The sequence below is a fragment of the Brevundimonas mediterranea genome, assembly GCF_011064825.1.
GTDB classification, from domain to species: domain Bacteria; phylum Pseudomonadota; class Alphaproteobacteria; order Caulobacterales; family Caulobacteraceae; genus Brevundimonas; species Brevundimonas mediterranea_A.
In genome coordinates this window covers 3012687-3034705 of the sequence record NZ_CP048751.1, presented here as the reverse complement: position 1 = coordinate 3034705, position 22019 = coordinate 3012687, and the positions used below count along the sequence as shown (strand labels likewise).

Annotated in this window: 21 protein-coding genes; 3 read left to right on the top strand and 18 right to left on the bottom strand. The window is 67.3% G+C overall.

All coding sequences use genetic code 11. From position 1 onward, the window contains the following. The first annotated feature begins 76 nt into the window (after positions 1 to 76). Positions 77 to 778: a transcriptional repressor LexA gene (gene lexA / locus GYM46_RS14905; protein ID WP_008264265.1), complete on the top strand. Its 702-nt coding sequence runs from the start codon at positions 77 to 79 to the stop codon at positions 776 to 778. Here the strand turns inward: lexA and GYM46_RS14900 are convergent. After that, a complete protein-coding gene (locus tag GYM46_RS14900) occupies positions 759 to 2936 on the bottom strand; it encodes a ComEC/Rec2 family competence protein (RefSeq protein ID WP_083793363.1) in 2178 nt (725 codons plus the stop codon). The genes lexA and GYM46_RS14900 overlap by 20 nt on opposite strands. Between GYM46_RS14900 and gltX the strand changes: the two genes are divergently transcribed. Next, entirely contained in the window at positions 2935 to 4350 is a 1416-nt protein-coding gene (gene gltX, locus GYM46_RS14895; protein ID WP_008258945.1) for a glutamate--tRNA ligase, read from the top strand. The genes GYM46_RS14900 and gltX overlap by 2 nt on opposite strands. 66 nt (positions 4351 to 4416) lie before the next feature. Then, positions 4417 to 5718, top strand: a complete 1302-nt coding sequence (gene gltA, locus GYM46_RS14890) for a citrate synthase (protein WP_008261264.1) — start codon at positions 4417 to 4419, stop codon at positions 5716 to 5718. Between the two features lie 79 nt (positions 5719 to 5797). Here gltA and lpxB read toward each other — a convergent pair whose 3' ends face one another. The 17 genes from lpxB to GYM46_RS14805 all read right to left on the bottom strand — a co-directional run bounded on the left by lpxB (position 5798) and on the right by GYM46_RS14805 (position 22004). Further along, positions 5798 to 6967 (bottom strand): lipid-A-disaccharide synthase, encoded by a 1170-nt coding sequence (lpxB, locus tag GYM46_RS14885; protein WP_008259241.1) that lies wholly within the window; start codon positions 6965 to 6967, stop codon positions 5798 to 5800. Further along, positions 6964 to 7803, bottom strand: a complete 840-nt coding sequence (gene lpxI, locus GYM46_RS14880; RefSeq protein WP_008264294.1) for a UDP-2,3-diacylglucosamine diphosphatase — start codon at positions 7801 to 7803, stop codon at positions 6964 to 6966. Before lpxI ends, lpxB begins: the two co-directional genes overlap by 4 nt. After that, entirely contained in the window at positions 7800 to 8588 is a 789-nt protein-coding gene (lpxA, locus tag GYM46_RS14875) for an acyl-ACP--UDP-N-acetylglucosamine O-acyltransferase (RefSeq protein WP_008259983.1), read from the bottom strand. The genes lpxI and lpxA overlap by 4 nt, the downstream gene beginning before the upstream one ends. Then, positions 8588 to 9064, bottom strand: a complete 477-nt coding sequence (fabZ, locus tag GYM46_RS14870; protein WP_008261247.1) for a 3-hydroxyacyl-ACP dehydratase FabZ — start codon at positions 9062 to 9064, stop codon at positions 8588 to 8590. The genes lpxA and fabZ overlap by 1 nt, the downstream gene beginning before the upstream one ends. Positions 9065 to 9066: 2 nt before the next feature. Beyond that, complete coding sequence (lpxD, locus tag GYM46_RS14865; RefSeq protein ID WP_008259881.1) at positions 9067 to 10080, bottom strand: UDP-3-O-(3-hydroxymyristoyl)glucosamine N-acyltransferase; 1014 nt, start codon at positions 10078 to 10080, stop codon at positions 9067 to 9069. Positions 10081 to 10087: 7 nt separating this feature from the next. After that, the gene (locus GYM46_RS14860; RefSeq protein WP_008263651.1) at positions 10088 to 10693 is read right to left on the bottom strand and encodes an OmpH family outer membrane protein; all 606 of its coding nucleotides are present in this window, start codon (positions 10691 to 10693) and stop codon (positions 10088 to 10090) included. 36 nt (positions 10694 to 10729) lie between these two features. Further along, positions 10730 to 13135: an outer membrane protein assembly factor BamA gene (gene bamA / locus GYM46_RS14855; protein WP_197019730.1), complete on the bottom strand. Its 2406-nt coding sequence runs from the start codon at positions 13133 to 13135 to the stop codon at positions 10730 to 10732. 38 nt (positions 13136 to 13173) lie between these two features. Then, positions 13174 to 14391: a M50 family metallopeptidase gene (locus GYM46_RS14850; RefSeq protein ID WP_008264213.1), complete on the bottom strand. Its 1218-nt coding sequence runs from the start codon at positions 14389 to 14391 to the stop codon at positions 13174 to 13176. 24 nt (positions 14392 to 14415) lie between these two features. After that, on the bottom strand, positions 14416 to 15612 hold the full coding sequence (dxr, locus tag GYM46_RS14845) for a 1-deoxy-D-xylulose-5-phosphate reductoisomerase (protein WP_008262610.1): 1197 nt from the start codon (positions 15610 to 15612) through the stop codon (positions 14416 to 14418). Further along, on the bottom strand, positions 15609 to 16430 hold the full coding sequence (locus GYM46_RS14840) for a phosphatidate cytidylyltransferase (protein ID WP_008260129.1): 822 nt from the start codon (positions 16428 to 16430) through the stop codon (positions 15609 to 15611). The genes dxr and GYM46_RS14840 overlap by 4 nt, the downstream gene beginning before the upstream one ends. Continuing rightward, complete coding sequence (uppS, locus tag GYM46_RS14835) at positions 16430 to 17188, bottom strand: polyprenyl diphosphate synthase (protein ID WP_008262574.1); 759 nt, start codon at positions 17186 to 17188, stop codon at positions 16430 to 16432. Before uppS ends, GYM46_RS14840 begins: the two co-directional genes overlap by 1 nt. 37 nt (positions 17189 to 17225) lie before the next feature. Beyond that, entirely contained in the window at positions 17226 to 17783 is a 558-nt protein-coding gene (frr, locus tag GYM46_RS14830) for a ribosome recycling factor (RefSeq protein ID WP_008263615.1), read from the bottom strand. Between the two features lie 39 nt (positions 17784 to 17822). Further along, a complete protein-coding gene (gene pyrH, locus GYM46_RS14825; protein WP_008263497.1) occupies positions 17823 to 18557 on the bottom strand; it encodes a UMP kinase in 735 nt (244 codons plus the stop codon). A 129-nt stretch (positions 18558 to 18686) separates the two neighbouring features. After that, positions 18687 to 19628 carry a translation elongation factor Ts gene (tsf, locus tag GYM46_RS14820; protein ID WP_008260965.1) on the bottom strand — a complete coding sequence of 314 codons (942 nt, stop codon included), beginning with the start codon at positions 19626 to 19628 and terminating at the stop codon, positions 18687 to 18689. A 149-nt stretch (positions 19629 to 19777) separates the two neighbouring features. Further along, positions 19778 to 20686 (bottom strand): 30S ribosomal protein S2, encoded by a 909-nt coding sequence (gene rpsB, locus GYM46_RS14815; protein ID WP_008264289.1) that lies wholly within the window; start codon positions 20684 to 20686, stop codon positions 19778 to 19780. A gap of 223 nt (positions 20687 to 20909) precedes the next feature. Next, a complete protein-coding gene (locus GYM46_RS14810; RefSeq protein ID WP_008263364.1) occupies positions 20910 to 21506 on the bottom strand; it encodes a DUF4142 domain-containing protein in 597 nt (198 codons plus the stop codon). Between the two features lie 96 nt (positions 21507 to 21602). Beyond that, the gene (locus GYM46_RS14805) at positions 21603 to 22004 is read right to left on the bottom strand and encodes a DUF3224 domain-containing protein (RefSeq protein ID WP_008264245.1); all 402 of its coding nucleotides are present in this window, start codon (positions 22002 to 22004) and stop codon (positions 21603 to 21605) included. Between the last annotated feature and the right edge of the window lie 15 nt (positions 22005 to 22019).

The following is a 22019-nucleotide window of genomic DNA, read 5'->3' as shown; positions in this document are numbered from 1 at the left end:
GAAGGAACACTTACAGAACATCGTCAATGTTCACGGCCCGTTCCGATTCGAGGAAAGGGCTCATGAGGGCCTGGCGATGCTCACGCGCAAGCAGCACGAACTGCTGATGTTCATCCACGAACGGATCCAGGAGACCGGCGTCTCCCCCTCGTTCGACGAGATGAAGGAGGCGCTGGATCTGGCGTCCAAGTCGGGCATCCACCGGCTGATCACGGCGCTGGAGGAACGCGGCTTCATCCGCCGCCTCGCCCACCGCGCCCGCGCCCTGGAAGTGACCAAACTGCCGGAACAGGCCACCGCCGGCGCACCGCGCGGCCGGGCCGGCTTCAAACCCGACGTCATCGAAGGCGGCGGCGGCGCGCCACGCCCCGCTGCGGTCTCGGCCGCCAACGACACCCGCGAACTGCCCCTGCTGGGCAAGATCGCCGCCGGCACCCCCATCGCCGCCATCCAGCACGAGCAGGAGCGCCTGTCGGTGCCCGAATCCATGCTGGGCAAGGGCGATCATTACCTCCTCGAGATCGAGGGCGACTCGATGATCGAGGCCGGCATCCTGAACGGCGATCTGGTGGTCATCCGTCGCGGCGACACGGCCAACAACGGCGAGATCGTCGTGGCCTTGGTCGAGGGCGAAGAGGCCACGTTGAAGCGTCTGCGTCGCAAGGGCGGCTCCATCGCCCTGGAGCCCGCCAACCGCAACTACGAGACCCGAATCTTCGGTCCCGACCAGGTCGAGGTCCAGGGCAAGCTGGTCGGCCTCATGCGCCGCTATCACTGAGGTCCGGATCCGGCTGACGCGCCCAGGGGCGATCCCCGCGCACGTCGGCCGTCCACACCGCCTTCCAGCGGTCCACTCCGTCCCGCCACAACTCCACCGCCCCGCCGCGCGTGAAATCGACGCCGTCGAGCACCAGACGGCCGTCGCATGAGGCCGGCAGGGCGGCGACCGCAGCCCGCACGCTGACGACGGACGCCGCCCGACACAGGTCGGCCATCTGCTCCGCATCCGGGGCCTCGCGCCCCCACCACAGGGCGACCGGCCCGGCTTCCGGCGTCTCCGGCCGACAGGAAGACCGGTCGCACGTCCAGCCCGCCTCCGGCCGATCCGCCGTCGTCAGGCCCCGCCGCCGCGACCAAAGATCAACGGCGAAGGCGCGCACGCCGGGCCGGATCACGACAGCCTGGGCCTGGTGATGAAAAGCGGCGTTGGTCCCGCCGTCCCCGATCCAGAGATCCGGCGTCGGCGCCCTGGGCCAGACCAGAACCGCCGCCGCCAGCGGCAGGCCCAGCCACCTCAGCCGCCCCTGCCACAGACAGACGAACAACACCCCCAGAAAGGCCATGGGCAGCACATAGTCCGGCGCGCTGGCCACCGTCTGCACCGCACCCGGCAGCCCCGCCGTCCAAGCCCCGATCGCCAGCATCAGATCGACGCCCCACCCCGCCACCGCCAGGAAAGGCCCGCCAAGGCCCAAGGGCTCCAACGCCGCTCCCAGAGCCAGAGCCGGCATCAGGACGAAATCCGCGACCGGCGCCGTGCCCAGATTGGCCAGAAGCCCGTACATGGCCGTGCGGTTGAAATGCTGCATGGCGAACGGCCCCGTCGCCAGTCCGGCCACGACGCTGGCCGCCACCGCCGCCGTCAACCAGCCGCCGAACCTCTGCACCGCCACGATGGGCCAGGGCGCCGAAATCTCTCGCATCCGCTGCGGCCAGACCTCGACCAGGGCCACCAGGGCCGCCGTGGCCGCAAAGGACATCTGGAAGCCCGGCGTGACGATGGCCTCGGGCTGGATGGCCAACACCACAAAGGCCGCCACAGCCAGGCCATGCATCGTCACCGCCTGCCGATCCAGCAGTATGGCCAGAAAGGCGATGGAGGCCGTGATCGCGGCCCGCTCGGCCGGCGGCGGCGCGCCCGACACGACCAGATAGGCGCCGACCGCCGTCAGTCCGGCCAGGGCCGCGACCTTCTTGCCGGGAACCCGCAACGCCAGCCACGGCCAGGCCGCCACGCCCAGTCGGGCCGCGAAAAAGACGAAGCCGCCGACGATGGCCATGTGCAGGCCCGACACCGACAGAATGTGCGCCAGGCCCGAATCCCGCATCACGTCCATGTCCTCCTGGCTGATCCAGGTCTCATGGCTGGTGGTCATGGCCGCCGCGATCCCGCCCGTCCGTTCGCCCAGCCGCGCCACGATCCTTTCGGCCAGGGCGTAGCGGGCGCTGTTCACCGCCATTTCCAGGCGCAGCCGCCACGGCGCCGACGGCAGGTCGAGCCGTCGCGTCTCCCCCAGGGCGAAGGCGATCCCGCCCATGCCCTGGAAAAAGGCGTTGCGGCCGAAGTCATAGGCGCCGGGGCTGGCCGGTGCGGGCGGCGGATTGAGAATGGCGAACAGACGGACCGCCTCGCCGGGCCGGGGCGGATCACCCCGCACCGTGGCCCTGAGCCGAACCGGCGTCCGGTCCGGCGCCAGCCCCCGAATCCTGACCGGCGCGACCACGATCCGCGCGCCCCTCTGGCCGGGGCTGTCCACATCCACCACCCAGGCCTCGATCACCGTCGCTTCACCCAGGGCTGGAGCGATGGGCGCCGCCACCATCTCCGTGCGAATCTTGGCCGCCGCCAGCCCGCCGGCCAGACAGGCCAGCATCATCAGCGGCCAGGTCAGGCGCCGCGCCCATCCCCGCCGTCGCGCCGCCAGCCAGCCCGCGCCGGAGACGATCGCCCCGAGCAGCAGCGGCCACAGGGCCGGCTCCGACCGCAGGGCGAAATAGATCGCCCCGCCTCCGCCAAAGGCCACCGGCGCCCACAGCCGCCATCTCAGCCTCTGCGCCGCAGCCTCGTCCTCCAACCAGGCCCGCAATCGCGCGCCGGGGGTAGGCTTTGTCGTCTCGGGGCGTATAAGGGCCTCGCTTACGGACCCTTCCCCCATGACCTCACCTTCCTCGACTGTCGTCACGCGCTTCGCCCCCTCGCCGACAGGCTATCTGCATATCGGCGGGGCGAGAACCGCCTTGTTCAACTGGCTGTACGCCAAACGACACGCAGGGCGTTTCCTGATCCGGGTCGAGGACACGGACCGCGAGCGGTCCACCGACGACGCCGTCAAGGCCATCTTCGACGGGCTGAGCTGGTTGGAGCTGTTCGCCGACGAGGAACCGGTTTTCCAGTACAGCCGCGCCGACCGCCACCGCGAGGTGGTGGACCAGTTGCTTGAGACCGGCCACGCCTATCGCGATTTCACCACGGCCGAGGAGACCGGCCGACTGCGGGACGCCGCCAAGGCCGAACGTCGCGCCTTCGAGTCGCCGTGGCGCGACCGCGCGCCGACCGTCGACGACCTGGCCCTGCCTCACGTCGTGCGTTTTCGCCGCCCCCAGTCCACGACCGTCACCGTGGCGGACGAGGTTCAGGGCGCGGTCAGTTGGTCGACGAACGATCTCGACGACCTGGTCCTTCTGCGCTCGGACGGGGCCCCGACCTACAATCTCGCCGTCGTGGTCGATGACCACGATATGGGCGTGACCCACGTCATCCGCGGCGACGACCACCTGAACAACGCCGCGCGCCAGAGCCTGATCTACGACGCCCTGGGCTGGACCCGGCCGACCTTCGCCCACATCCCGCTGATTCACGGCCCCGACGGCGCCAAACTGTCGAAGCGCCACGGCGCCCAGGCGGTTCATGAATACGCCGAGATGGGCTATCTGCCCGAGGCCATGCGCAACTATCTGGCCCGGCTGGGCTGGGCCCATGGCGACGACGAACTGTTCAGCGACGCCCAGGCGGTGGAATGGTTCGACCTGGCCGGCATCGGCAAGGCCCCGGCCCGGCTCGATTTCGACAAGCTGGCCCACGTCAATTCCCACTGGCTGCGTCTCGCGGCGGACGAACGCCTCGCCAAGCTGACCCTGGATGTCCACCTGCAACGCGGTCGCGTCATCGCCGAAGACGACGAGGCCAGGCTCCAACGCGCCATGCCCTTCGTCAAGGACCGCGCCAAGACCGTGCTGGACCTGGCCGACCAGACCGAATTCGTGCTGAAGAGCCGCCCCCTCGCGCTGGACGACAAGGCGCGCGTCCTGCTCTCGGGCGAAACCCTGGACCGCCTCGGCCGTCTGCGGGACCGGCTGACGCTGTTCCAGTCCTGGGATGTCTTCGCCCTGGAAGCCGAGCTCAAGAGCTTCGCCGAATCCGAAGAGGTCGGCTTCGGCAAGATCGGTCCGCCGGTGCGAACGGCCCTTACCGCAGGGTCAACTTCACCCGATATCGCGCGAACTTTGTCCGCTCTTGGGCGCGACGAAAGTCTCGGGCGCTTGGATGATGCGCTGCAACAGACTAAGTGATCACCCACAACCAAAAAAGCGGCCGACGCCTCCCCGCGCCTGGACGTGTGATGCAAAGGGGCATTCATGACTGAACAAGCCAAAACCGCCGGCTCGGCGACCCTGTCCTTCGAGGGCAAGACCATCGAGCTTCCGGTCCTTTCGGGCTCCACCGGCCCGGATGTCATCGATATCCGCAAGATGTACGCGGGTACGGGCGCCTTCACCTTCGACCCGGGCTTCACCTCCACCGCCGCGTGCGAGTCAGCCCTGACCTATATCGACGGCGACGCCGGCGTGCTTCTGCACCGCGGCTACCCGATCGACCAGTTGGCGTCGAAGTCGAACTTCGTGGAGGTCTGCCACCTGCTGCTGCACGGCGAACTGCCGACTGCGGCGCAGTACGAAAAGTTCGAAAACAGCATCACCATGCACACGATGCTGCACGCCCAGTTCGACCGCTTCTTCGAGGGCTTCCGCCGCGACGCCCATCCCATGGCGATCATGGTCGGCACCGTGGGGGCCCTGTCGGCCTTCTATCATGACAGCCTGGACATCCATGATCCGGTCCAGCGCGACATCTCGGCCATCCGCCTGATCGCCAAGATGCCGACCATCGCGGCCCGCGCCTACAAGTACCACGTCGGCCAGCCGTTCATCTCGCCGCGCAACGACCTGTCCTACGCCGAGAACTTCCTGCGCATGTGCTTCGCCGTGCCGGCCGAGGACTATAACGTCGATCCGGCCCTGGTTCGCGCCATGGACCGCATCTTCACCCTGCACGCCGACCACGAGCAGAACGCGTCGACCTCGACCGTCCGCCTGGCCGGTTCGTCGGGCGCGAACCCGTTCGCCTGTATCGCCGCCGGCATCGCCTGCCTGTGGGGCCCGTCGCACGGCGGCGCCAATGAAGAGGCGCTCAACATGCTCAAGGAAATCGGCACGCCCGACAAGATTCCCGAGTTCATCCAGGGCGTGAAGGACCGCAAGTACAAGCTGATGGGCTTCGGCCACCGCGTGTACAAGAACTACGACCCGCGCGCCAAGGTCATGCAGCAGTCGGCCTATGAAGTCCTGGCCGCCACGGGCCGCGAGAACGACCCGCTGTTCCTGGTCGCCAAGGAGCTGGAGAAGGTCGCCCTGTCGGACGAATACTTCACCTCGCGCAAGCTGTTCCCGAACGTCGACTTCTATTCGGGCATCACCCTGTCGGCCATGGGCTTCCCCACCACCATGTTCACCGTCCTGTTCGCCCTGGCCCGCACCGTGGGCTGGATCGCCCAGTGGCAGGAAATGATGGCGGATCCGTCGCAGAAGATCGGCCGTCCGCGCCAGCTCTACACGGGCCCGACCCAACGCGATTATGTGGCGATCGACCAGCGCGGCTGATCGAGCGCCACAGGCCTGAAATGCAAGACGCCGGGGAGACATCCCCGGCGTTTTTGTTTGTGGGGCGGCCGCCCCGAGATCAGCCGCCCCGCTTGGCTTCAATGACCTGCAGGACCGCGTCAGCGGCCAGGGCCGACGGATCCGGGCCGCCGCGGCCCATCAGATCCAGCGCCGCGGTCTGACGCCGCGCCTGATCGGCCGCCGCCTCATGGTCGGCCAGAAGCCGTTGGACCGCAGGCGCCAGGATATCCGGCGACGCTTCGTTCTGGATGAACTCGGGCGCGATGCGCGCGTCGGCGGCGATATTGAACAGGGTGATGTGTTTCGCCGTCACCACCCGCTTCATCAGCTCATAGCTGAGCGCGCCGATCCGATAGGCGATGACCATCGGCGTTCCGGCCAGCGCCAGTTCCGTCGAGACCGTTCCGCTTGTGGCCAGGGCGGCCGTCGCGGCCCGCATGGCGTCATATTTCTCGGCCTCATCGACCAGATGGACCCGAAACGGCCAGGCGGCGACGCGGCTGGTGACATCCTTGGCCACGGTGCCCGCAGCCACCACGGCCACAGCCAGGCCAGGATCGGCGGCCTTCAACCTGCGGATCGTCGCCTCATAGACGGGCGTCATGCGCGCGATCTCGGCGGGCCGACTGCCCGGCAGGATCAGCAGCAGTTTTGCATCGGCGGCGATTCCCCGCCGTGCGCGGAAGGCGGCGCCGTCCGCGCTGTCCATATCCACATGCAGGGCCGAAGAGCCGACGACCGTCGTGGGCAGGCCCGCACGCTCGAACCAGGGCGCATCGAAGCTGTACAGCGCCAGCAGGTGATCCACGGCGCCCGCCAGGGTCTTGGCCCGACTGGGGCGCGACGCCCAGACCTGGGGGCCGACATATTTGATCAGCGGCACGTCCGGCCGGGCGGCGCGGATCGCCTCGGCCACCCGGATGGTGAAGCCCCAGCTGTCGATCAGCACCACCGCGTCCGGCTGTTCGCGCGCGGCCAGGGCCGCCGTCTCCCGAACCCGGCGCCGGACCATGCCATAGGCGCGCAGGCCCTCGATCCAGCCCAGGATCGACAGCTCGGCGATATCGAACGGACTGACGACGCCCTCCGCCGCCATGCGGGGCCCGCCGACGCCGACGAAACTCACCGTGTCGCCAAGCCGCTTCCGGAGCGCCTGGGCCAGACCGGCGCCGAGCGCATCGCCCGAGGCCTCGGCCGCCACCAGCATGATCTTCAATGGACGGCTCATCGGTCTTCCCCCCAGACGAACAGACCCAGCCGGTCCGCAGCCGCCACTATAGCCGGACGGTCGATCAGGATCAGCCGCCCGGTCACGCCGGCGATGCCCGCCAGGCCCGCCGCCGCCGCCAGCTCGACCGTGCGCGGCCCGATCACCGGCATGTCCACACGCAGGTCCTGGATCGGTTTGGGCGCCTTGCCCAGCGCCCCCTTGGGGGCTGACGCCGAACCGCGGAGATCGGCCGGCAGGCCCGCCACCCGGTGCAACATGGCGTCTGTGCCCTCCTGGGCCTCGACCGCCAGCACCAGACCGTCGCAGACGACCGCGCCCTGACCGATGTCCAGTTCGCCCGACTTTTCGGCGACATGCAGCGCCTTCTTCAGATCGGCGATCTGGTCGGGCGTCGGCGAAACCGCGCCCAAGGCCCCCGACGCCAGGGTTTCGCCGCCCAGGACGTCATCGGCGCCTTCCACCGCAAACCCTTCGGCCTCGAACACCGACAGGATCTTGCGCAACAGGGCGTCGTCGCCTTGCGTCGCCGCAGCGACGATCCCCGGCAGCAGGGTCGCGCCCTTGAAGTCCGGCTTCAAGCTCTTGAAATCCGGCCGGTTGACGATTCCCGCCAGACAGACGGTCGTGCAGGCCTCGGCCTTCAGCGCCTTCAGTATGGCCCCGATCTGGGCCATGCCGAACTCGGCGCCCGGCCAGCGGGTCAGATGGGGGGCGGCGAACCCGGCCAGACGGATGATGAAGACTGGCCGCCCCTCGGCGTCGCACCGCGCCGCGACGGCCGCCGGCAGGTCGCCGCCGCCGGCGATCAGGCCCAGCTTGCCGGGCGCGCTCATTCCGCGTTCGGCAGACACAGCGGACGCCGCCCGCCGTCGCGGATGAAGGCGATGATCTCCATGATCTCGGGCAGGTCGGCATAGGCCTGGGCCACGCCGTCGATCCGGCCGGCGAACTCGCCCTGGCCCTCGAACAGGTCGCGATAGGCGGCCAACAGCCGCCGCACCTGGTCCTTGCCGTAGCCTTTGCGCTTCAGTCCGATCAGGTTCAGCCCGCGCAGCCGCGCATGATTGCCCCAGGCCGAGCCATAGGGGATGACGTCGCGGGTCACGGCGGCCAGACCGCCGATGATCGCCCCCTGCCCCACACGGCCGTTCTGGTGGACGGCGCACAGCCCCCCCAGGAAGACCTTGTCGCCGATATGAGCATGGCCGCCCAGGGTGGCGTTATTGGCCATGACCAGATTGCTTCCGACCACGCAGTCATGGCCCACGTGGGCGCCGGTCATGAACAGGTTGTTGGAGCCGACGACGGTCACGCCCGTCCCCTGCGGCGTGCCCCGGTTGAAGGTGCAATGCTCGCGGATCAGGTTGTTCTCCCCGATCTCCAGCCGCACCGGCTCGCCCTTGTAGCCGTTGTGCTGCGGGTCGCCGCCGATGACGGCGAACGGATGGATCGTCGTTCCCGCCCCGACGGTCGTATCCTGCTGAACCACCACATGGCTGACCAGACGCACGCCCTCGCCCAGGACCACGTTCGGCCCGACGGTGCACCAGGGCCCGACCTCGACCCCGTCGGCCAGGCTCGCCGTGGCGTCGATCAGGGCGGTGGGGTGAATGGTCATCAGGCGGCGGGCTCTGTCGCTGGAGTGGGCACGGTCACGACCATGGCCATGAATTCGGCCTCGGCGGCCAGTTTGCCGTCGATGAAGGTCTCGCCGCGGAACTTGTAGGCGTCGCCGCGCGCCTTGATCACCTTGACCTCCATGCGCAGCTGGTCGCCCGGCCGCGCCGGTTTGCGGAAGCGCACGCCGTCGATGGACATGAACATGATGACCTTGTCGGCCACGGCCACGTCCAGGGTCTTGGACATCAGCAGGGCGCCCGTCTGGGCCATGGCCTCGACGATCAGCACGCCGGGCATGACCGGATCGATCGGGAAATGCCCCTGGAAGAAGGGCTCGTTATGGCTGACGTTCTTGATGCCCACGATGGAGGTCCGGGGCACGAAGGCCTCAGCCTTGTCCACCAGCAGGAAGGGATAACGGTGCGGCAGCCGCCGCATCACCTCGGCGTAATCGATCTTGCCGTCTGCGCTCATCCCTATGATTCCTTCGGGGCCTTCTTTGAAGAGGCCTGTTTGGCGAGCCAGATGGTTTCGCGCAAGAACTGTCGGATCGGACGGGCCGGATAACCGGACCAGGTCTCGCCCGCCGGAATGTTCGCCAGCACCCCGGCGCCGGCCGCGACCCGCGCGCCTTCGCCGATGGTGATGTGATCGCCGATCCCCGCCTTGCCGCCGAAGATGACGTTGTCGCCGCTGGTCACGGAGCCGGAAATCCCGGTGTTGGCGGCCATCAGATTGTTGCGGCCGATGACGCAGTTGTGGCCGACCATGACCAGATTATCGATCTTGGTGTTTTCGCCGATGACCGTGTCGTCATAGGCCCCGCGGTCGATGCAGGAGTTGGCGCCGACCGTCACCCCGTCCTGCAGGATGACGCGGCCCAGCTGGGGAATATCCATGGCGCCGGCGGCCGTGCCGGTGGCGCCGAAGCCCGCCTCGCCGATCCGCGCGCCGGCGTACAGTTTCACCCGGTCGCCGATCAGGGCGAAGCCGACGGTGACGTTCGAACCGATGACGCAGTCGCGGCCGATCTGAACGCCCGGACCGATGACGGTGTTGGCGCAGATGCGCGTGCCGCGTCCGATGCGGACGCCCTCGCCCAGCACGACGCCCGGCTCGATGACGACGCTGTCGTCCTCGGCCGCCTCGGAGGCCTGGATAGCCCGGTCCAGCGTCACCGGACGGTGCAGCAAGGCCGAGGCCATGGCCCAGGACGCCTGGGGCGTGCGTGAGATGATGACGGCGGCTTCCGCAGGCGCCGACGCCACGGCTTCGGCCGGCACGATCACGCAACCCGCTCGGGTCCCCGCCAGCGCCGCGACGAATTTGCGGTCGCCCAGAAACGCGATCGCGCCCCCGTCCGCAGAGGACAGGGGCGCGACCGAGGCGATGGTCCGGTCCCCGCCCCTCTCGACCTCGCCCCCGATCTGGGCCGCCAGTTCGGCGACGGTCAGAGGAGACAGGGTTTGAAAGAAGCGGGTGTCGGGCATGTCGAACTTAGTTGGCGGCGGCCGGCTGTTGCGGCTGCTGGGCCGGGACGGCCATACGGTTGAACGACAGGGTCGGCAGGGCCGTGTTCAGGCGCTGGATCGCCGTATCGGTCAGATCCATGGCCGGGTTCATCATGAAGACGCTCTCGCGGTCCAGCAGCAGGCCGCAGCCCTTCTCCTGGTACAGGGCGGTCAGGATCGGCGACACGGCCTCGGTGATGGCCTGGCGTTGCATGGCCAGGGTGTAGCGCAGTTCGTTTTCGCGCGTGCCTTCCAGCTGTTGCGCTTCCTGGGCGCGCTGCTGCAGGGCCTGACGGCGCTGTTGCAACTGGTCGGCCGGCAGGCTGGCGCCCGAGGTCTGAAGCTGCTGGGCTTCGGTCTGAAGCGCGGTGGCGTAGGGCTGGAGTTCGCCCTGAACTTCCTGCGCCAGTTGCTGCATGCGCGCCTCGACGGCCTGGCCGGCGGCCGACTGCGCCAGCAGACGGGCGTTGTAATAGACGCAGACGCCCGGGATGACCGGACCGGGGTTGGCGGGCGCAGCGGCCTGTTGGGCCGAGGCGGCGGTGGCGACCAGGGTGGCGGCGGCCGTGGCGGCGATGATCAGAGCTTTCATGGGACTTCCTCGTGCGTGCGCTTTTGCGTCGCGGGCTTAGAACTGGGTGGAGGTCGAGAAGCGGAAGGATTCCGTCTTGTCGTAGTCTTCCTTGGACAGGACCTTGGAGATGTCGAACCGGATGGGGCCCATCGGCGATTTCCAGTGGATGCTGACGCCGGCCGACGCCCGCAGAGACAACTCATCGGCGATATTGGTGTTGACCGTGCCGGTCGTTGTCAACTTGTAGCGATCATCCAGCACGCCCAGGGTGCCGACGTCGGCGAACAGCGAAGTCTTGATGCCGTACTGCTCGGGCAGATAGTTCGGCAGGGTCAGTTCGACGGTGCCGATGGCGTAGAAGTTGCCGCCCAGGGCGTCGGTCGTCCGCAGGTCGCGCGGCCCCATCCCGGCGGTCTCGAAGCCGCGGAAGCTGTTGCCGCCCTTGAAGAAGCGGTCGTTGATCCGGATCGGATCGCCGTTCCAGCCGCTGACATAGCCGGTCGAGCCCTGGACGCTGACGACCCAGCGCGGCGAGAAGCCATAGTACCAGGCTGCGTCGGCTTCGGTCTTCACATAGTTCACGTCGCCGCCGAGACCGGCCAGGTCCTGACGCAGCGAGCCCGACCAGCCGCGCGTCGGGCGAACCGGGTCGTTGGTGTAGTTCATCTGAAGCGTATAGCCGACGGAAGAGTTGATATAGCTGCCGACCTGGTCGCACAGGGCCGAAGAGCCGCTGCCGGTCGCGTTGCAGTAGCCGGTCGGGACGATGATCTCGTCCGATTTCAGGAAGTAGCGGGTGCTGAGCAGCATATTGCCGTTCAACGGATAGGACAGGCGCAGGCCGCCCCCGGTCGAACGGTAGTCGTAGGACGAATATTTGCTCAGGTCATATCGCGAGTGGAACAGATCCCAGCCCGCCCGAAGGTCGCGCCCCAGGAACTTGGGTTCGGTGAAGCGGAAATCGACCTGCTGACGCAGCGAGCCCCATTCAAGACGCGCGACGACGTTCTGGCCGCGCCCGCGGAAATTCCGCTCGGAAATGCCCAGGTTGACCGTGAAGGAGTCGACCGAGCTGAAGCCTGCGCCGACGGACAGTTCCCCCGTCGGCTGTTCCTGGACGTTGACGTTGATGACCGAACGGTCGGGCGCGCTGCCGCGCGTTTCCTCGATCGTCACGTCCTTGAAGAAGCCGAGCGCGCGCAGATTGTTGCGCGAGCGCTCCATCAGGGCGCGGTTGAAGGCGTCGCCTTCGGTCAGCATCAGTTCGCGGCGGATGACCGGGTCGATGGTGCGGGTGTTTCCGACCACATTGATGCGGTCGATATAGACGCGCTGGCCCTCGGACACATTGAAGGTCACATCCACCGTGTCGGTGTCGGGGTTGGCGCGATAGGTCGGATTGATCTCGACGAAGGCGTAGCCGGCCGAACCGGCGGCGAAGGTCAGGGCGTCGACCGCCTGTTCGATCTTGTCGCTCTCGTAGAGCTGGCCTTCGCGGATCGGCACAAGCGCCTTGAGGAATTCGGCGTTGAGGCGGTCATTCTGGGTGATGACGTCGACCTTGCCGAAGTTGTACTTGTCGCCCTCGTTCAGGGTCAGGGTCAGCTGGAACGCCTGATCGTCAGGCTGCAGCTCGGCCACCGACGAGACGATGCGGAAGTCGTAGTAGCCGCGGTTCGTATAGAATTTCCGCAGCTGCTCCTGGTCGTAATCCAGGCGGTTCGGATCATAGTTGTCGTTGCTGGAGAAGAACTTCCACCACTGCGACCGCTCGGTCACCATGACGCCGCGCACGTCGTTGTCGGAAAACGCGTGGTTGCCCAGGATGTTGATGGCGCTGATGCCGGTCTGGGGGCCTTCGTTGATCTCGAAGATCACATCGACGCGGTTCTGTTCCAGCTGAACCAGTTTCGGCGTCACGGTCGCCGAGATGCGGCCCTGCAGGCGATACAGTTCGACGATGGCGCCGACATCTTCCTGCACCTTGGCGCGGGTGTAGATGCCGCGCGGCTGAAGCGTGACTTCCTTGGTCAGCTTGTCCTGCGACAGGGCGCTGTTCCCCTCGAACACCACCTGGTTGATGATCGGGTTCTCGACGATCTGGACGATAAGGTCGCCGTTCTGCACGCCCAGCTGCACGTCGGCGAACAGGCCGGTGCGTGACAGGGTGCGAACCGCGACATCCAGAACGGCGGCGTCGACCGTGTCGCCGGGGCGGATCGGCAGATAGGACAGGACCGTGGTCTGGTCGATCCGCTGCGCGCCCTGAACCAGGATGCGATTGACCGTCAGCGACTGGGGCGCGGCGATCTCGACGCGCGGCGGCTGTTCGCCGGCGGGCGCGGGCGCCGCAGGAGCCCCTGCGGTCTGGGCCAGGGCCGGGGCGGCGAAGCCTGCGGCGACAGCCAGCGCGAGGAGGCTGGATCGGGCGCCCAGTCGGACGGCGGCGCGTGATGTCATGTCGTTCATTCTGGAAACCATCGGGGGCTGGCGTCGGCTCACGAGACGAGCCCGCCGAGGAATTGGAAGATGTTGAGCTTCTGTAGGTCGTTCCACGTCGCGAACAACATAAATCCCGCCAGAAGCGCAAGACCTGCGCGATAGCCCATCTCCTGATACCGCGCCGCAACGGGCCGCCGCACTATGGCTTCATAGCCGTAGAAAAGCAGATGTCCGCCGTCCAGCACAGGGATGGGCAAGAGATTTAGAAAGCCGATTCCGATCGAAAGTATGGCGGCGAAGGTTGTCAGGGTGAGCAGAAGGTTGATTGCGATGGCCTCGGGCGCCGGATTGGCCTCCACCGCCGCCGTCGTCAGCGAACCGGTCGCCTTGGCGATGCCCAACGGACCGCTGAACTGGTCGCCCGACTCCCGACCCGTCGCCAGACGCCCCAGGTAGGTCAGGGTCGAACCGACGACGTCGCGGGTCTGGCGCACGCCTTCGACCACGGCGTCCACAGGCCCATAGCGAACATGACGCAGATCGCCCGGCGCAGGCGCGAGCCCCAGGCCGATCCGGCCGACCTTGACCCGCCCGGCGATGGGATCGTTCTCTTCGCGACGCTCGGGAACGGCGGTCAGCTCCACCACCTGCTGCGCACGTTCGACGGTGAATCGGACGGGATCGCCGGTCGACAGCATGACGGTGCGCGTCACCTCTCCGCCGTCCTTGATCGCCTTGCCGTTCACCCCGGTGATCAGGTCGCCGACCTGGAAGCCGGCGGCGGCGGCGGGCGAACCGGCCTGGACCTGGGCCACGCGGGCGGGCCGTAGTTGCGTGCCCACGCTCATGAAGACGATCGCGAAAATGGTGATGGCCAGCAGGAAGTTGGCGGCGGGCCCGGCCACGACGATCAGGGCGCGCTGCCAAACGGGCTTGAAGTGGAAATAGTCGCGCTCAGCCCCCGGCCCGCCCTCGGCGATCACCCGCTGGCGCAGTTCGGCCAGGCCCGCCTGATCCGGCACGCTGGAAGCGTCCAGATCGCCCGAGAATTTGACATACCCGCCCAGCGGCATCCAGCCGAGCCGCCATTCGATGCCGTGCCGGTCGGTGCGGCTGAAGATCGCCTTGCCGAAACCGATGGCGAAACGGTCCACCTTCACGCCGAAGGCGCGGGCGACGAGGAAGTGACCCAGCTCATGAATGGTGACGATGAAGGTCAGCACCAGCAGGAACGGCACGATGTAGATCAGGATCTGACCCAGAGCGCCCAGCATTGTAAAATCGTCTCCCCTGGCCGATCAGGCCGCGTTCGCCAGTCCGGCGATTATGGTTCCGGCCATCAGACGGGTCTGGGCGTCGACCGAAAGGGCCGCGCCACAGGCGTCTCCAGAGCCGAAAACCATCCCCGCCTTCGTCGCACGATCAAGGGTTTCGGCGACGACTGCGGCAATATTGAGAAAGGCCAGCTTGCGGTCAAGAAATGCAAAGGCCGCGACCTCGTTGGCGGCGTTGAACACGGCGGGCGCCGCCCCCCCTGCCTGCAAGGCCTGACGCGCCAGATCCAGGGCCGGGAACCGCGCCAGATCGGGCGCTTCGAACGTCAATCGACCCAGAGCCGCCAGGTCCAGCTTCGGCGCGGGCCAGGCGATGCGATGGGGCCAGGCCAGGGCGCAGGCGATCGGCGTGCGCATGTCCGGCGGCCCCATCTGGGCCAGAGTCGAACCATCCACATATTCCACAAGGCTGTGGATGATCGATTCGGGGTGGACCACGACGTCGATCCGATCCGCAGGCATGGCGAACAGATAGGCCGCCTCGATCATCTCCAGGCCCTTGTTGGCCATGGTGGCGCTGTCGACCGAAATCTTGGCCCCCATGCTCCAGTTCGGATGGGCGACGGCCTGTTCGGGCGTGATCCCGGTCATCTGGGCGCGCGGGGTCTGGCGGAACGGCCCGCCCGAGGCGGTGAGCACCAGTTTCGACACCTGCTCGGGCGCATCGGCCGGAAACACCTGGAAGATGGCGGAATGTTCGGAATCGACCGGGATCAGCCGCCCCCCGGCCCGTCGAACGCGCTCGATCAGGGCCGGGCCGCAGCAGACCAGGCTTTCCTTGTTGGCCAAGGCCAGGATGGCGCCCGTTTCGGCCGCCGCCCAGGCCGACTTCAACCCTGCGGCCCCGACGATGGACGCCATGATCCAGTCGGCCGGCCGCGTCGCCGCCTCCACAATGGCGTCCTCGCCCGCCGCCGCCGCCACGCCGGTTCCCGCCAGGGCGTCGCGCAGATCGGTCAGCCTCTTCGGGTCGGCCGTCACCGCCAGTTTCGGCTTCCAGCGCCGCGCCTGTTCGGCCAGTTTGGCGATATTGGCGCCGCCCGTCAGGGCCTCGACCTCGAAGGCCCCCGTGCCGGTGGCCTCGGCCTGTTCCATCAGGTCCAGGGTCGACGAGCCGACCGAGCCGGTAGAGCCCAGAACCGTGACGCGGCGACGGATCAAGACGCGCCCTTTTCCAGCAGAACCACCAGCAGACGTCCCGCCGCCACCACCACGACCGCGAACATCAACCCGTCCACCCGGTCCAGCAGGCCGCCGTGGCCGGGGATGGTGTTGCCCGCGTCCTTGACGCCGAACCGGCGCTTCAGCCCCGACTCCCACAGATCGCCGCCCATGGTGGCCAGCGCGGCCGCCAGGCCCAGGATCGCGCCCCAGAAGATGGTCAGGCGGCCCATGTCGAACCAGGCCGTCAGCGCCGCACCGGCGACCGCGCCCGCCAGAATGCCGCCGACGAAGCCGGACCAGGTCTTGTTGGGCGAATAACGCGGCCACAGCTTCGGCCCGCCCAGGGTCGAACCCGCCAGATAGGCCAGGATGTCCGCCGACCAGGTCACAGCGAAGACAAGCGCCGTCCAGTGCAGACCGACCGCGCCGTCCCCGTCGCGCAGCCAGATCAGCAGCACCGAGGGCCAACCCAGATAAAGCACGCCATAGGCCGCATCCACGGCCTGCTGGCCTCGGCTTCGGGCATAGAGCCCCGCAGCGGCGGCGCCGAACACCAGGATGACGAAGGCCACGGACATGACGCCGAAATAGGCGCTGACGACGGCGGCCACGACGGCCAGGGCCACCGCGAAACCGACGGGACGCGGAGCCTTGGGCGCGCTCATGGCGCCCCATTCGAAGGCCAGGACGACGCAGGCGGCCAGCATCAGCGCCAGGAACCAGACGCCCCCGAACCAGGTGGCGGCCACCGCCGCCGGCGCCAGGACGGCGGCCGAGGCCGCCCTCAAGGCGATATCCCGCCCCTTGACCGCCATCAGGCCGACACGCGCGCAGGCGCGTCCTCTCGCCCGCCGTAGCGGCGTTCGCGTTGAGCGAAGGCGGCGACCGCCTCCCCCAGCGCCTTCGGCCCATAGTCGGGCCACAGGATGTCCTGAAACACCAGTTCGGCGTAGGCGGCTTCCCACAGCAGGAAGTTCGACAGGCGCTGCTCGCCCGAGGTGCGGACGATCAGATCCAGCGGCGGCGATCCCGCCGTGGCCAGGCCGGCGGCCAGGGTGTCTTCATCGATCGGCTCGACCGTCTCGCCCGCCAGCAGCCTTTGCATGTGGCGACGCGCGGCGTCGACCAGATCGGCCCGGCCGCCATAGTTGAAGGCGACCTGAAGCATGAACCGGTCGTTGTGGGCGGTCTGGCGCTCGGCCTTTTCGATGATGGCGGCGATGTCGGACGGCAGTCCGTCGCGGCGGCCGAGAATGCGCAGGCGCACGCCCGCCTTCTCCAGCCGCGCCAGATCACTGGCCACATAGGTCCGCACCAGCCCCATCAGGTCCGAGACCTCCTCGGCCGGACGGCTCCAGTTCTCGGTCGAGAAGCCGAAGACGGTCAGGCATTGGATGCCGAAATCGGGCGCGGCCTGGATCGTGCGCTTCAGCGCCTGGACCCCCTCGCGATGTCCCATGGTGCGCGGCAGGCCCCGGGCGCTCGCCCAGCGGCCGTTGCCGTCCATGATGATGGCGACATGGCGTGGTCCATCGGAACGCGAGCTCGAAGGCGCGGCGCGGTCTGCCGTCATCTGTCGTTCCGTCCCTTCAGGCCCAAGCCGTTCCGCCTCAGACCTGCATGATCTCTTGTTCCTTGGTCTTCAAGGCCTCGTCGATGCGCTTGATGGCGGCGTCCGTCTCCTTCTGGATGTCCGCCTCCAGCTTCTTCTGTTCGTCCTGGCTGATCTCGCCCGCCTTCTCGGCCTTCTTCAGATCGTCGTTGGCGTCGCGGCGCACGTTGCGCACGGCGATCTTCTGTTGCTCGGTGTACTTGCCGGCCAGCTTGACCAGGTCCTTGCGGCGCTCCTCGGTCAGCGGCGGCACGGGGATGCGCAGGGTCTGTCCGTCAACGATGGGGTTCAGGCCCAGGTTGGCGTTGCGAATGGCCTTTTCGACCGCGACCACCATGCCCTTGTCCCAGACGTTGACGGAGATCATCCGCGGCTCGGGCACGCTGATGGCGGCGACGGCCGACAGCGGCGAGGCCGATCCATAGGCCTCGACCCGCACGGGCTCCAGCAAGCCGGCGTTGGCCCGTCCGGTGCGCAGGCCGCTGAACTCTTCCTTCAGCGCCACGACCGCCTTCTCCATGCGGTCGCGATAGGTTTTCACTTCGGGCTTGGCCATGGTCTTGGTCTCTCTTGTCTTGAACGGATCGTCGAACGATCAGGCGCGGTCCTGGATGATGGTGCAGGTGCCCTCGCCGGTCAGGGCGCGGCGCAGGGAGTCGTCTTCGCGGATCGAGAAGACCACGATCGGAATACCCGTGTCGCGCATCATGGCGATGGCGGAAGCGTCCATCACCCGCAGATCCTGGGCCAGAACTTCCTGATAGGTCAGGGTCTCGTAGCGGGTCGCGGTCGGATCCTTCTTGGGGTCCGCAGTATAGACGCCGTCAACGCTGGTGCCCTTCAGCAGGGCGTCGCAGCCCATTTCGGCCGCGCGAAGGGCGGCGCCCGAATCCGTCGTGAAGAAGGGCGCGCCGACGCCGGCGGCGAAGATGACCACGCGGCCCTTCTCGAGATGACGCAGGGCGCGGCGGCGGATGTAGGGTTCGGCGATGGCGGCCATAGGAATGGCGCTCTGCACGCGGGTCGAGACGCCGATCTTCTCCAGCGCCGACTGCATGGCCAGGGCGTTCATGATGGTGGCCAGCATGCCCATATAGTCGGCCTGGGCGCGCTCCATGCCCGCCGCCGCCTTGGACAGGCCACGGAAGATGTTGCCGCCGCCGATCACCAGACAGATTTCCACGCCCTCGGCCGCGACCTGGGCCACGGCCTTGGCCACGGTGTCCACGGTCTTCATGTCGACGCCGAAGGCCTGATCGCCCATCAGGACTTCGCCGGAAACCTTGAGCAGGACGCGCTTGTAGCGAAAATTGGCGGGGGCGTCGGGCATGCGGCGGGGGTCCGTTTGAATGCGGCGCCTTTTGAATCAGGCGACTTCTTATAGACGAAGGGCGCGCCGGCCATCAAAGCCGAACGCGCCCTTCTGATACAAAACCCTCACGAATGAGGGGAAGACTGCTTAGTTGCCGCCCATCATCGAGGCGACTTCCGACGCGAAGTCGGGGCCTTCGACCTTCTCGACGCCTTCACCCAGCGCCAGACGGACGAAGCCGGCCAGGTGCAGGTTGGAGGAGCCCAGTTCCTTGGCCGAGTTGGCGACCAGTTGTTCGATGGTCACGTCCGGGTCCATGACGAAGGGCTGCTTGGACAGCACCACGTCCTTCTGGAACTTGTTGATCTGGCCTTCCACGATCTTGGCGATCATGGCTTCGGGACGGCCTTCTTCCTTGGCCTTTTCGGTCAGGACGGTGCGTTCCTTCTCGATGGCGGCGGGGTCCAGGTCGTCCGTGTTCAGCGACAGCGGCGCCGTGGCGGCGACGTGCATGGCGATCTTGCGGCCCAGTTCGCGCAGGGCGGTCTTGTCGCCCTCGCCTTCCAGGGCGACCAGCACGCCGATACGGCCCACGCCGGGCGAAACCGCGTTGTGGACATAGGTCGAGACGACGCCTTCCGACACCGACAGGCGGGCGGCGCGGCGCAGCTGCATGTTCTCGCCGATGGTGGCGATCATGTTGGTCACTTCGTCCTGGACCGTCTTGCCGGCTTCCAGTTCGGCGCCGTGCAGGGCCTCGACGGTGTGATGCTCCAGGCCCAGCTGGGCGAACGACTTGGCGGCGTTCTGGAACAGTTCGTTACGGGCGACGAAGTCGGTTTCCGCGTTGAACTCGATGGCGGCGGCGACTTCGCCCTTGCCGTCTTCCTTGGACGCCACGGCGACCAGGCCCTCGGCGGCGACGCGGTCGGCCTTCTTGGCGGCCTTGGACAGGCCCTTGGCGCGGAGCCAGTCGATTGCTGCTTCGATGTTGCCGTCGTTTTCGACCAGCGCCTTCTTGCAGTCCATCATGCCGACGCCCGAACGCTCGCGGAGTTCCTTCACGAGGGCGGCAGTGATCTCGGCCATGTTCTTCTCCTTGGGGGATTCGTATGTGGGAACGGCCGGGCTGATTTAGCCCGGCCGTGTGTCAGTTCAACGCACGGCCTTCGGATTGACGCTCAAGTAGCGAGCCGCCGCGCGGCAAGCTTAGCGTCAAAAGGAGGGCCGTCGGGCGATCAGCCCGTGGCCTTCTCGGTTTCGACGGCGTCGTTCGCTTCCGAAGTGGCGGCCTGAGCAGCTTCATCGGCGACAGCCGGTTCAGCGGCGGCGACCAGTTCAGCGGCGACGTCTTCCGTGCCGGCCGGAGCGGCGTCGGCTTCGACCGGGGTCGAGGCTTCACGCAGCATGGGCTCTTCCGGATTGATCGCAGCACCCAGGTCCACGCCCGAGGCCGAGGCGCCGGCGGCCAGACCGTCCAGGACCGCGTCGGCGATCAGGTCGCAGTAGGTCTGGATGGCGCGGGCGGCGTCGTCGTTGCCGGGGACCGGATAGGTGATGCCGTCCGGGTCCGAGTTGGTGTCCAGGATGGCGATGATCGGGATGTTCAGCTTGCGGGCTTCCTGGATCGCGATCGCTTCCTTGTTGGTGTCGATCACGAACATGATGTCCGGGATCGAACCCATGTCCTTGATGCCGCCCAGCGACAGCTCCAGCTTGTCCTTCTCGCGCTGCAGGTTCAGCAGTTCCTTCTTGACGCGGCCTTCGCCGCCGTTCTCGAGGATGCCTTCCAGTTCACGCAGACGGGCGATCGAGCCCGAGACGGTGCGCCAGTTGGTCAGGGTGCCGCCCAGCCAACGGTTGTTCATGTAGTACTGGGCGCAGCGCTTGGCGGCTTCGGCGACCGGCTCGGAGGCCTGGCGCTTGGTGCCGACGAACAGGACGCGGCCGCCCTTGGCGGCGACGTCGCGCACGGCCACCAGAGCCTGGTGGAACAGCGGCATCGTCTGCGACAGGTCGATGATGTGGATGTTCGAGCGCGAGCCGAAGATGTAGCGGTCCATCTTCGGGTTCCACCGGTGCGTCTGGTGGCCGAAGTGGGCGCCCGCTTCAAGCAGGGTGCGCATCGAGAATTCAGGCAGAGCCATGATCGTTCAGTCCTTTTTCCGATCAAACGTGGCGCGGGGGATTAAAGGTCACAAGACCCTCGGAATGGAGCGGATCGGGATGTCTCCCCGAAACGCGCCTCGCCCGCGTTGCGAAATGCGGGGGCCATGTAGGCGGGATAGGCCCGAATAGCAAGCGCCGCCTGACAAAACACAGAAGGCGGCCCCTTTCGGGACCGCCTTTCGTGGGCGAAATTCGTCGCCCTTAGTTCATCGCATCCATCAGGGCCTGGGCGCGATCGCGGTGGGCCGTGATGGTCGGGATCAGCTCCCGGGCCAGACCGGCCAGGGCCGGGGCGTCGGTGTTGTCGTCGAAACCGTTCAGCAGGGTCAGGGTCTCGTTATGAGCGGCGACCTGCTGCTCCAGATAGACCTTGTCGAAATCAGCCGGCGTGGCGGCCTTCAGATTGTCGATCAGCCCCTGGCGACGTTCGTCCAGCGTGGTGGGAACCGTGACGTTCGGAGCCGCCGTCGCGACGACCGAGGTCATCTTCTCGCCCGCAGCCGTGTGATCCTTGTCGATCATGGCCGCCAGGGCCTTGACGTCGGCGTTGGTCGATTTGGCGGCGGCGACCTTTGCGGCCTCGATTTCATACATGTTGCCGACCGCAAGGCTGGTGACGAAGCCCTCGACGGTGTTGGCGCCCATGGTGGTGGCGGAGGTCTGGCCGACGACGCCGGAAGCGGCGTCCTGGGTCGCATTGACGGCTTCGTCGGCGTTCTGGGCTGCAGTGTCGCCGCCCTGATTGCAGGCGCCGAGCAAAGCGACCGAAGCGACGCCGGCGAGAACGAGATTTTTCATTGGAACAGTCTCCCTTGTAGACTGAACCAACCCTTCACGGCTCATGCGGTTCCGCAATTACAATAGCTTGACCATATGCAACCCACCCTCGGAGCGTCATTCAGGCAGGCTGTAGTCCAGGACATAACGATGCTCCCCGTCGGCGATGGTCAGGTGGAAGACCCCGCTTACTCCCGCCAGATCACCACTGCCTGAGCCCGGCACGATGGTGATCAGAAGCTCCTGCGACCCCGCGTTCATGACGCCGCGATGGACCATGGAGAAACCGCCCTGGCGACCGTTCAGCACGCCCGTCACCCGCTCCAGGGCGACATAGGCGCCGGACTGGCCGGCCATGACCCCCAGCATCTCCCCCACGCCGGTTCCTTCAAGATCGCCGTGGAAGGTCTTGGCGAGCTTCATTCGGCCGTGGACGTCGGCGGGGGCGTCGGCAGGCGCGTCCGGCTCGGGCGCGACCGGCGTGATCTTGACCTCGAAGGTTCCGGCGGCGTGAGACATGGCGGGGCTCCGGAC

What these genes read in the sequence shown, in the direction of transcription:
- lexA (WP_008264265.1), top strand. Translation starts at nt 77, where the DNA reads ATGCTCACGCGCAAGCAGCACGAACTGCTGATGTTCATCCACGAACGG.
- gltX (WP_008258945.1), top strand. Translation starts at nt 2,935, where the DNA reads ATGACCTCACCTTCCTCGACTGTCGTCACGCGCTTCGCCCCCTCGCCG.
- GYM46_RS14900 (WP_083793363.1), bottom strand. Translation starts at nt 2,936, where the DNA reads ATGGGGGAAGGGTCCGTAAGCGAGGCCCTTATACGCCCCGAGACGACA.
- gltA (WP_008261264.1), top strand. Translation starts at nt 4,417, where the DNA reads ATGACTGAACAAGCCAAAACCGCCGGCTCGGCGACCCTGTCCTTCGAG.
- lpxB (WP_008259241.1), bottom strand. Translation starts at nt 6,967, where the DNA reads ATGAGCCGTCCATTGAAGATCATGCTGGTGGCGGCCGAGGCCTCGGGC.
- lpxI (WP_008264294.1), bottom strand. Translation starts at nt 7,803, where the DNA reads ATGAGCGCGCCCGGCAAGCTGGGCCTGATCGCCGGCGGCGGCGACCTG.
- lpxA (WP_008259983.1), bottom strand. Translation starts at nt 8,588, where the DNA reads ATGACCATTCACCCCACCGCCCTGATCGACGCCACGGCGAGCCTGGCC.
- fabZ (WP_008261247.1), bottom strand. Translation starts at nt 9,064, where the DNA reads ATGAGCGCAGACGGCAAGATCGATTACGCCGAGGTGATGCGGCGGCTG.
- lpxD (WP_008259881.1), bottom strand. Translation starts at nt 10,080, where the DNA reads ATGCCCGACACCCGCTTCTTTCAAACCCTGTCTCCTCTGACCGTCGCC.
- GYM46_RS14860 (WP_008263651.1), bottom strand. Translation starts at nt 10,693, where the DNA reads ATGAAAGCTCTGATCATCGCCGCCACGGCCGCCGCCACCCTGGTCGCC.
- bamA (WP_197019730.1), bottom strand. Translation starts at nt 13,135, where the DNA reads ATGACATCACGCGCCGCCGTCCGACTGGGCGCCCGATCCAGCCTCCTC.
- GYM46_RS14850 (WP_008264213.1), bottom strand. Translation starts at nt 14,391, where the DNA reads ATGCTGGGCGCTCTGGGTCAGATCCTGATCTACATCGTGCCGTTCCTG.
- GYM46_RS14840 (WP_008260129.1), bottom strand. Translation starts at nt 16,430, where the DNA reads ATGGCGGTCAAGGGGCGGGATATCGCCTTGAGGGCGGCCTCGGCCGCC.
- uppS (WP_008262574.1), bottom strand. Translation starts at nt 17,188, where the DNA reads ATGACGGCAGACCGCGCCGCGCCTTCGAGCTCGCGTTCCGATGGACCA.
- frr (WP_008263615.1), bottom strand. Translation starts at nt 17,783, where the DNA reads ATGGCCAAGCCCGAAGTGAAAACCTATCGCGACCGCATGGAGAAGGCG.
- pyrH (WP_008263497.1), bottom strand. Translation starts at nt 18,557, where the DNA reads ATGCCCGACGCCCCCGCCAATTTTCGCTACAAGCGCGTCCTGCTCAAG.
- tsf (WP_008260965.1), bottom strand. Translation starts at nt 19,628, where the DNA reads ATGGCCGAGATCACTGCCGCCCTCGTGAAGGAACTCCGCGAGCGTTCG.
- rpsB (WP_008264289.1), bottom strand. Translation starts at nt 20,686, where the DNA reads ATGGCTCTGCCTGAATTCTCGATGCGCACCCTGCTTGAAGCGGGCGCC.
- GYM46_RS14810 (WP_008263364.1), bottom strand. Translation starts at nt 21,506, where the DNA reads ATGAAAAATCTCGTTCTCGCCGGCGTCGCTTCGGTCGCTTTGCTCGGC.
- GYM46_RS14805 (WP_008264245.1), bottom strand. Translation starts at nt 22,004, where the DNA reads ATGTCTCACGCCGCCGGAACCTTCGAGGTCAAGATCACGCCGGTCGCG.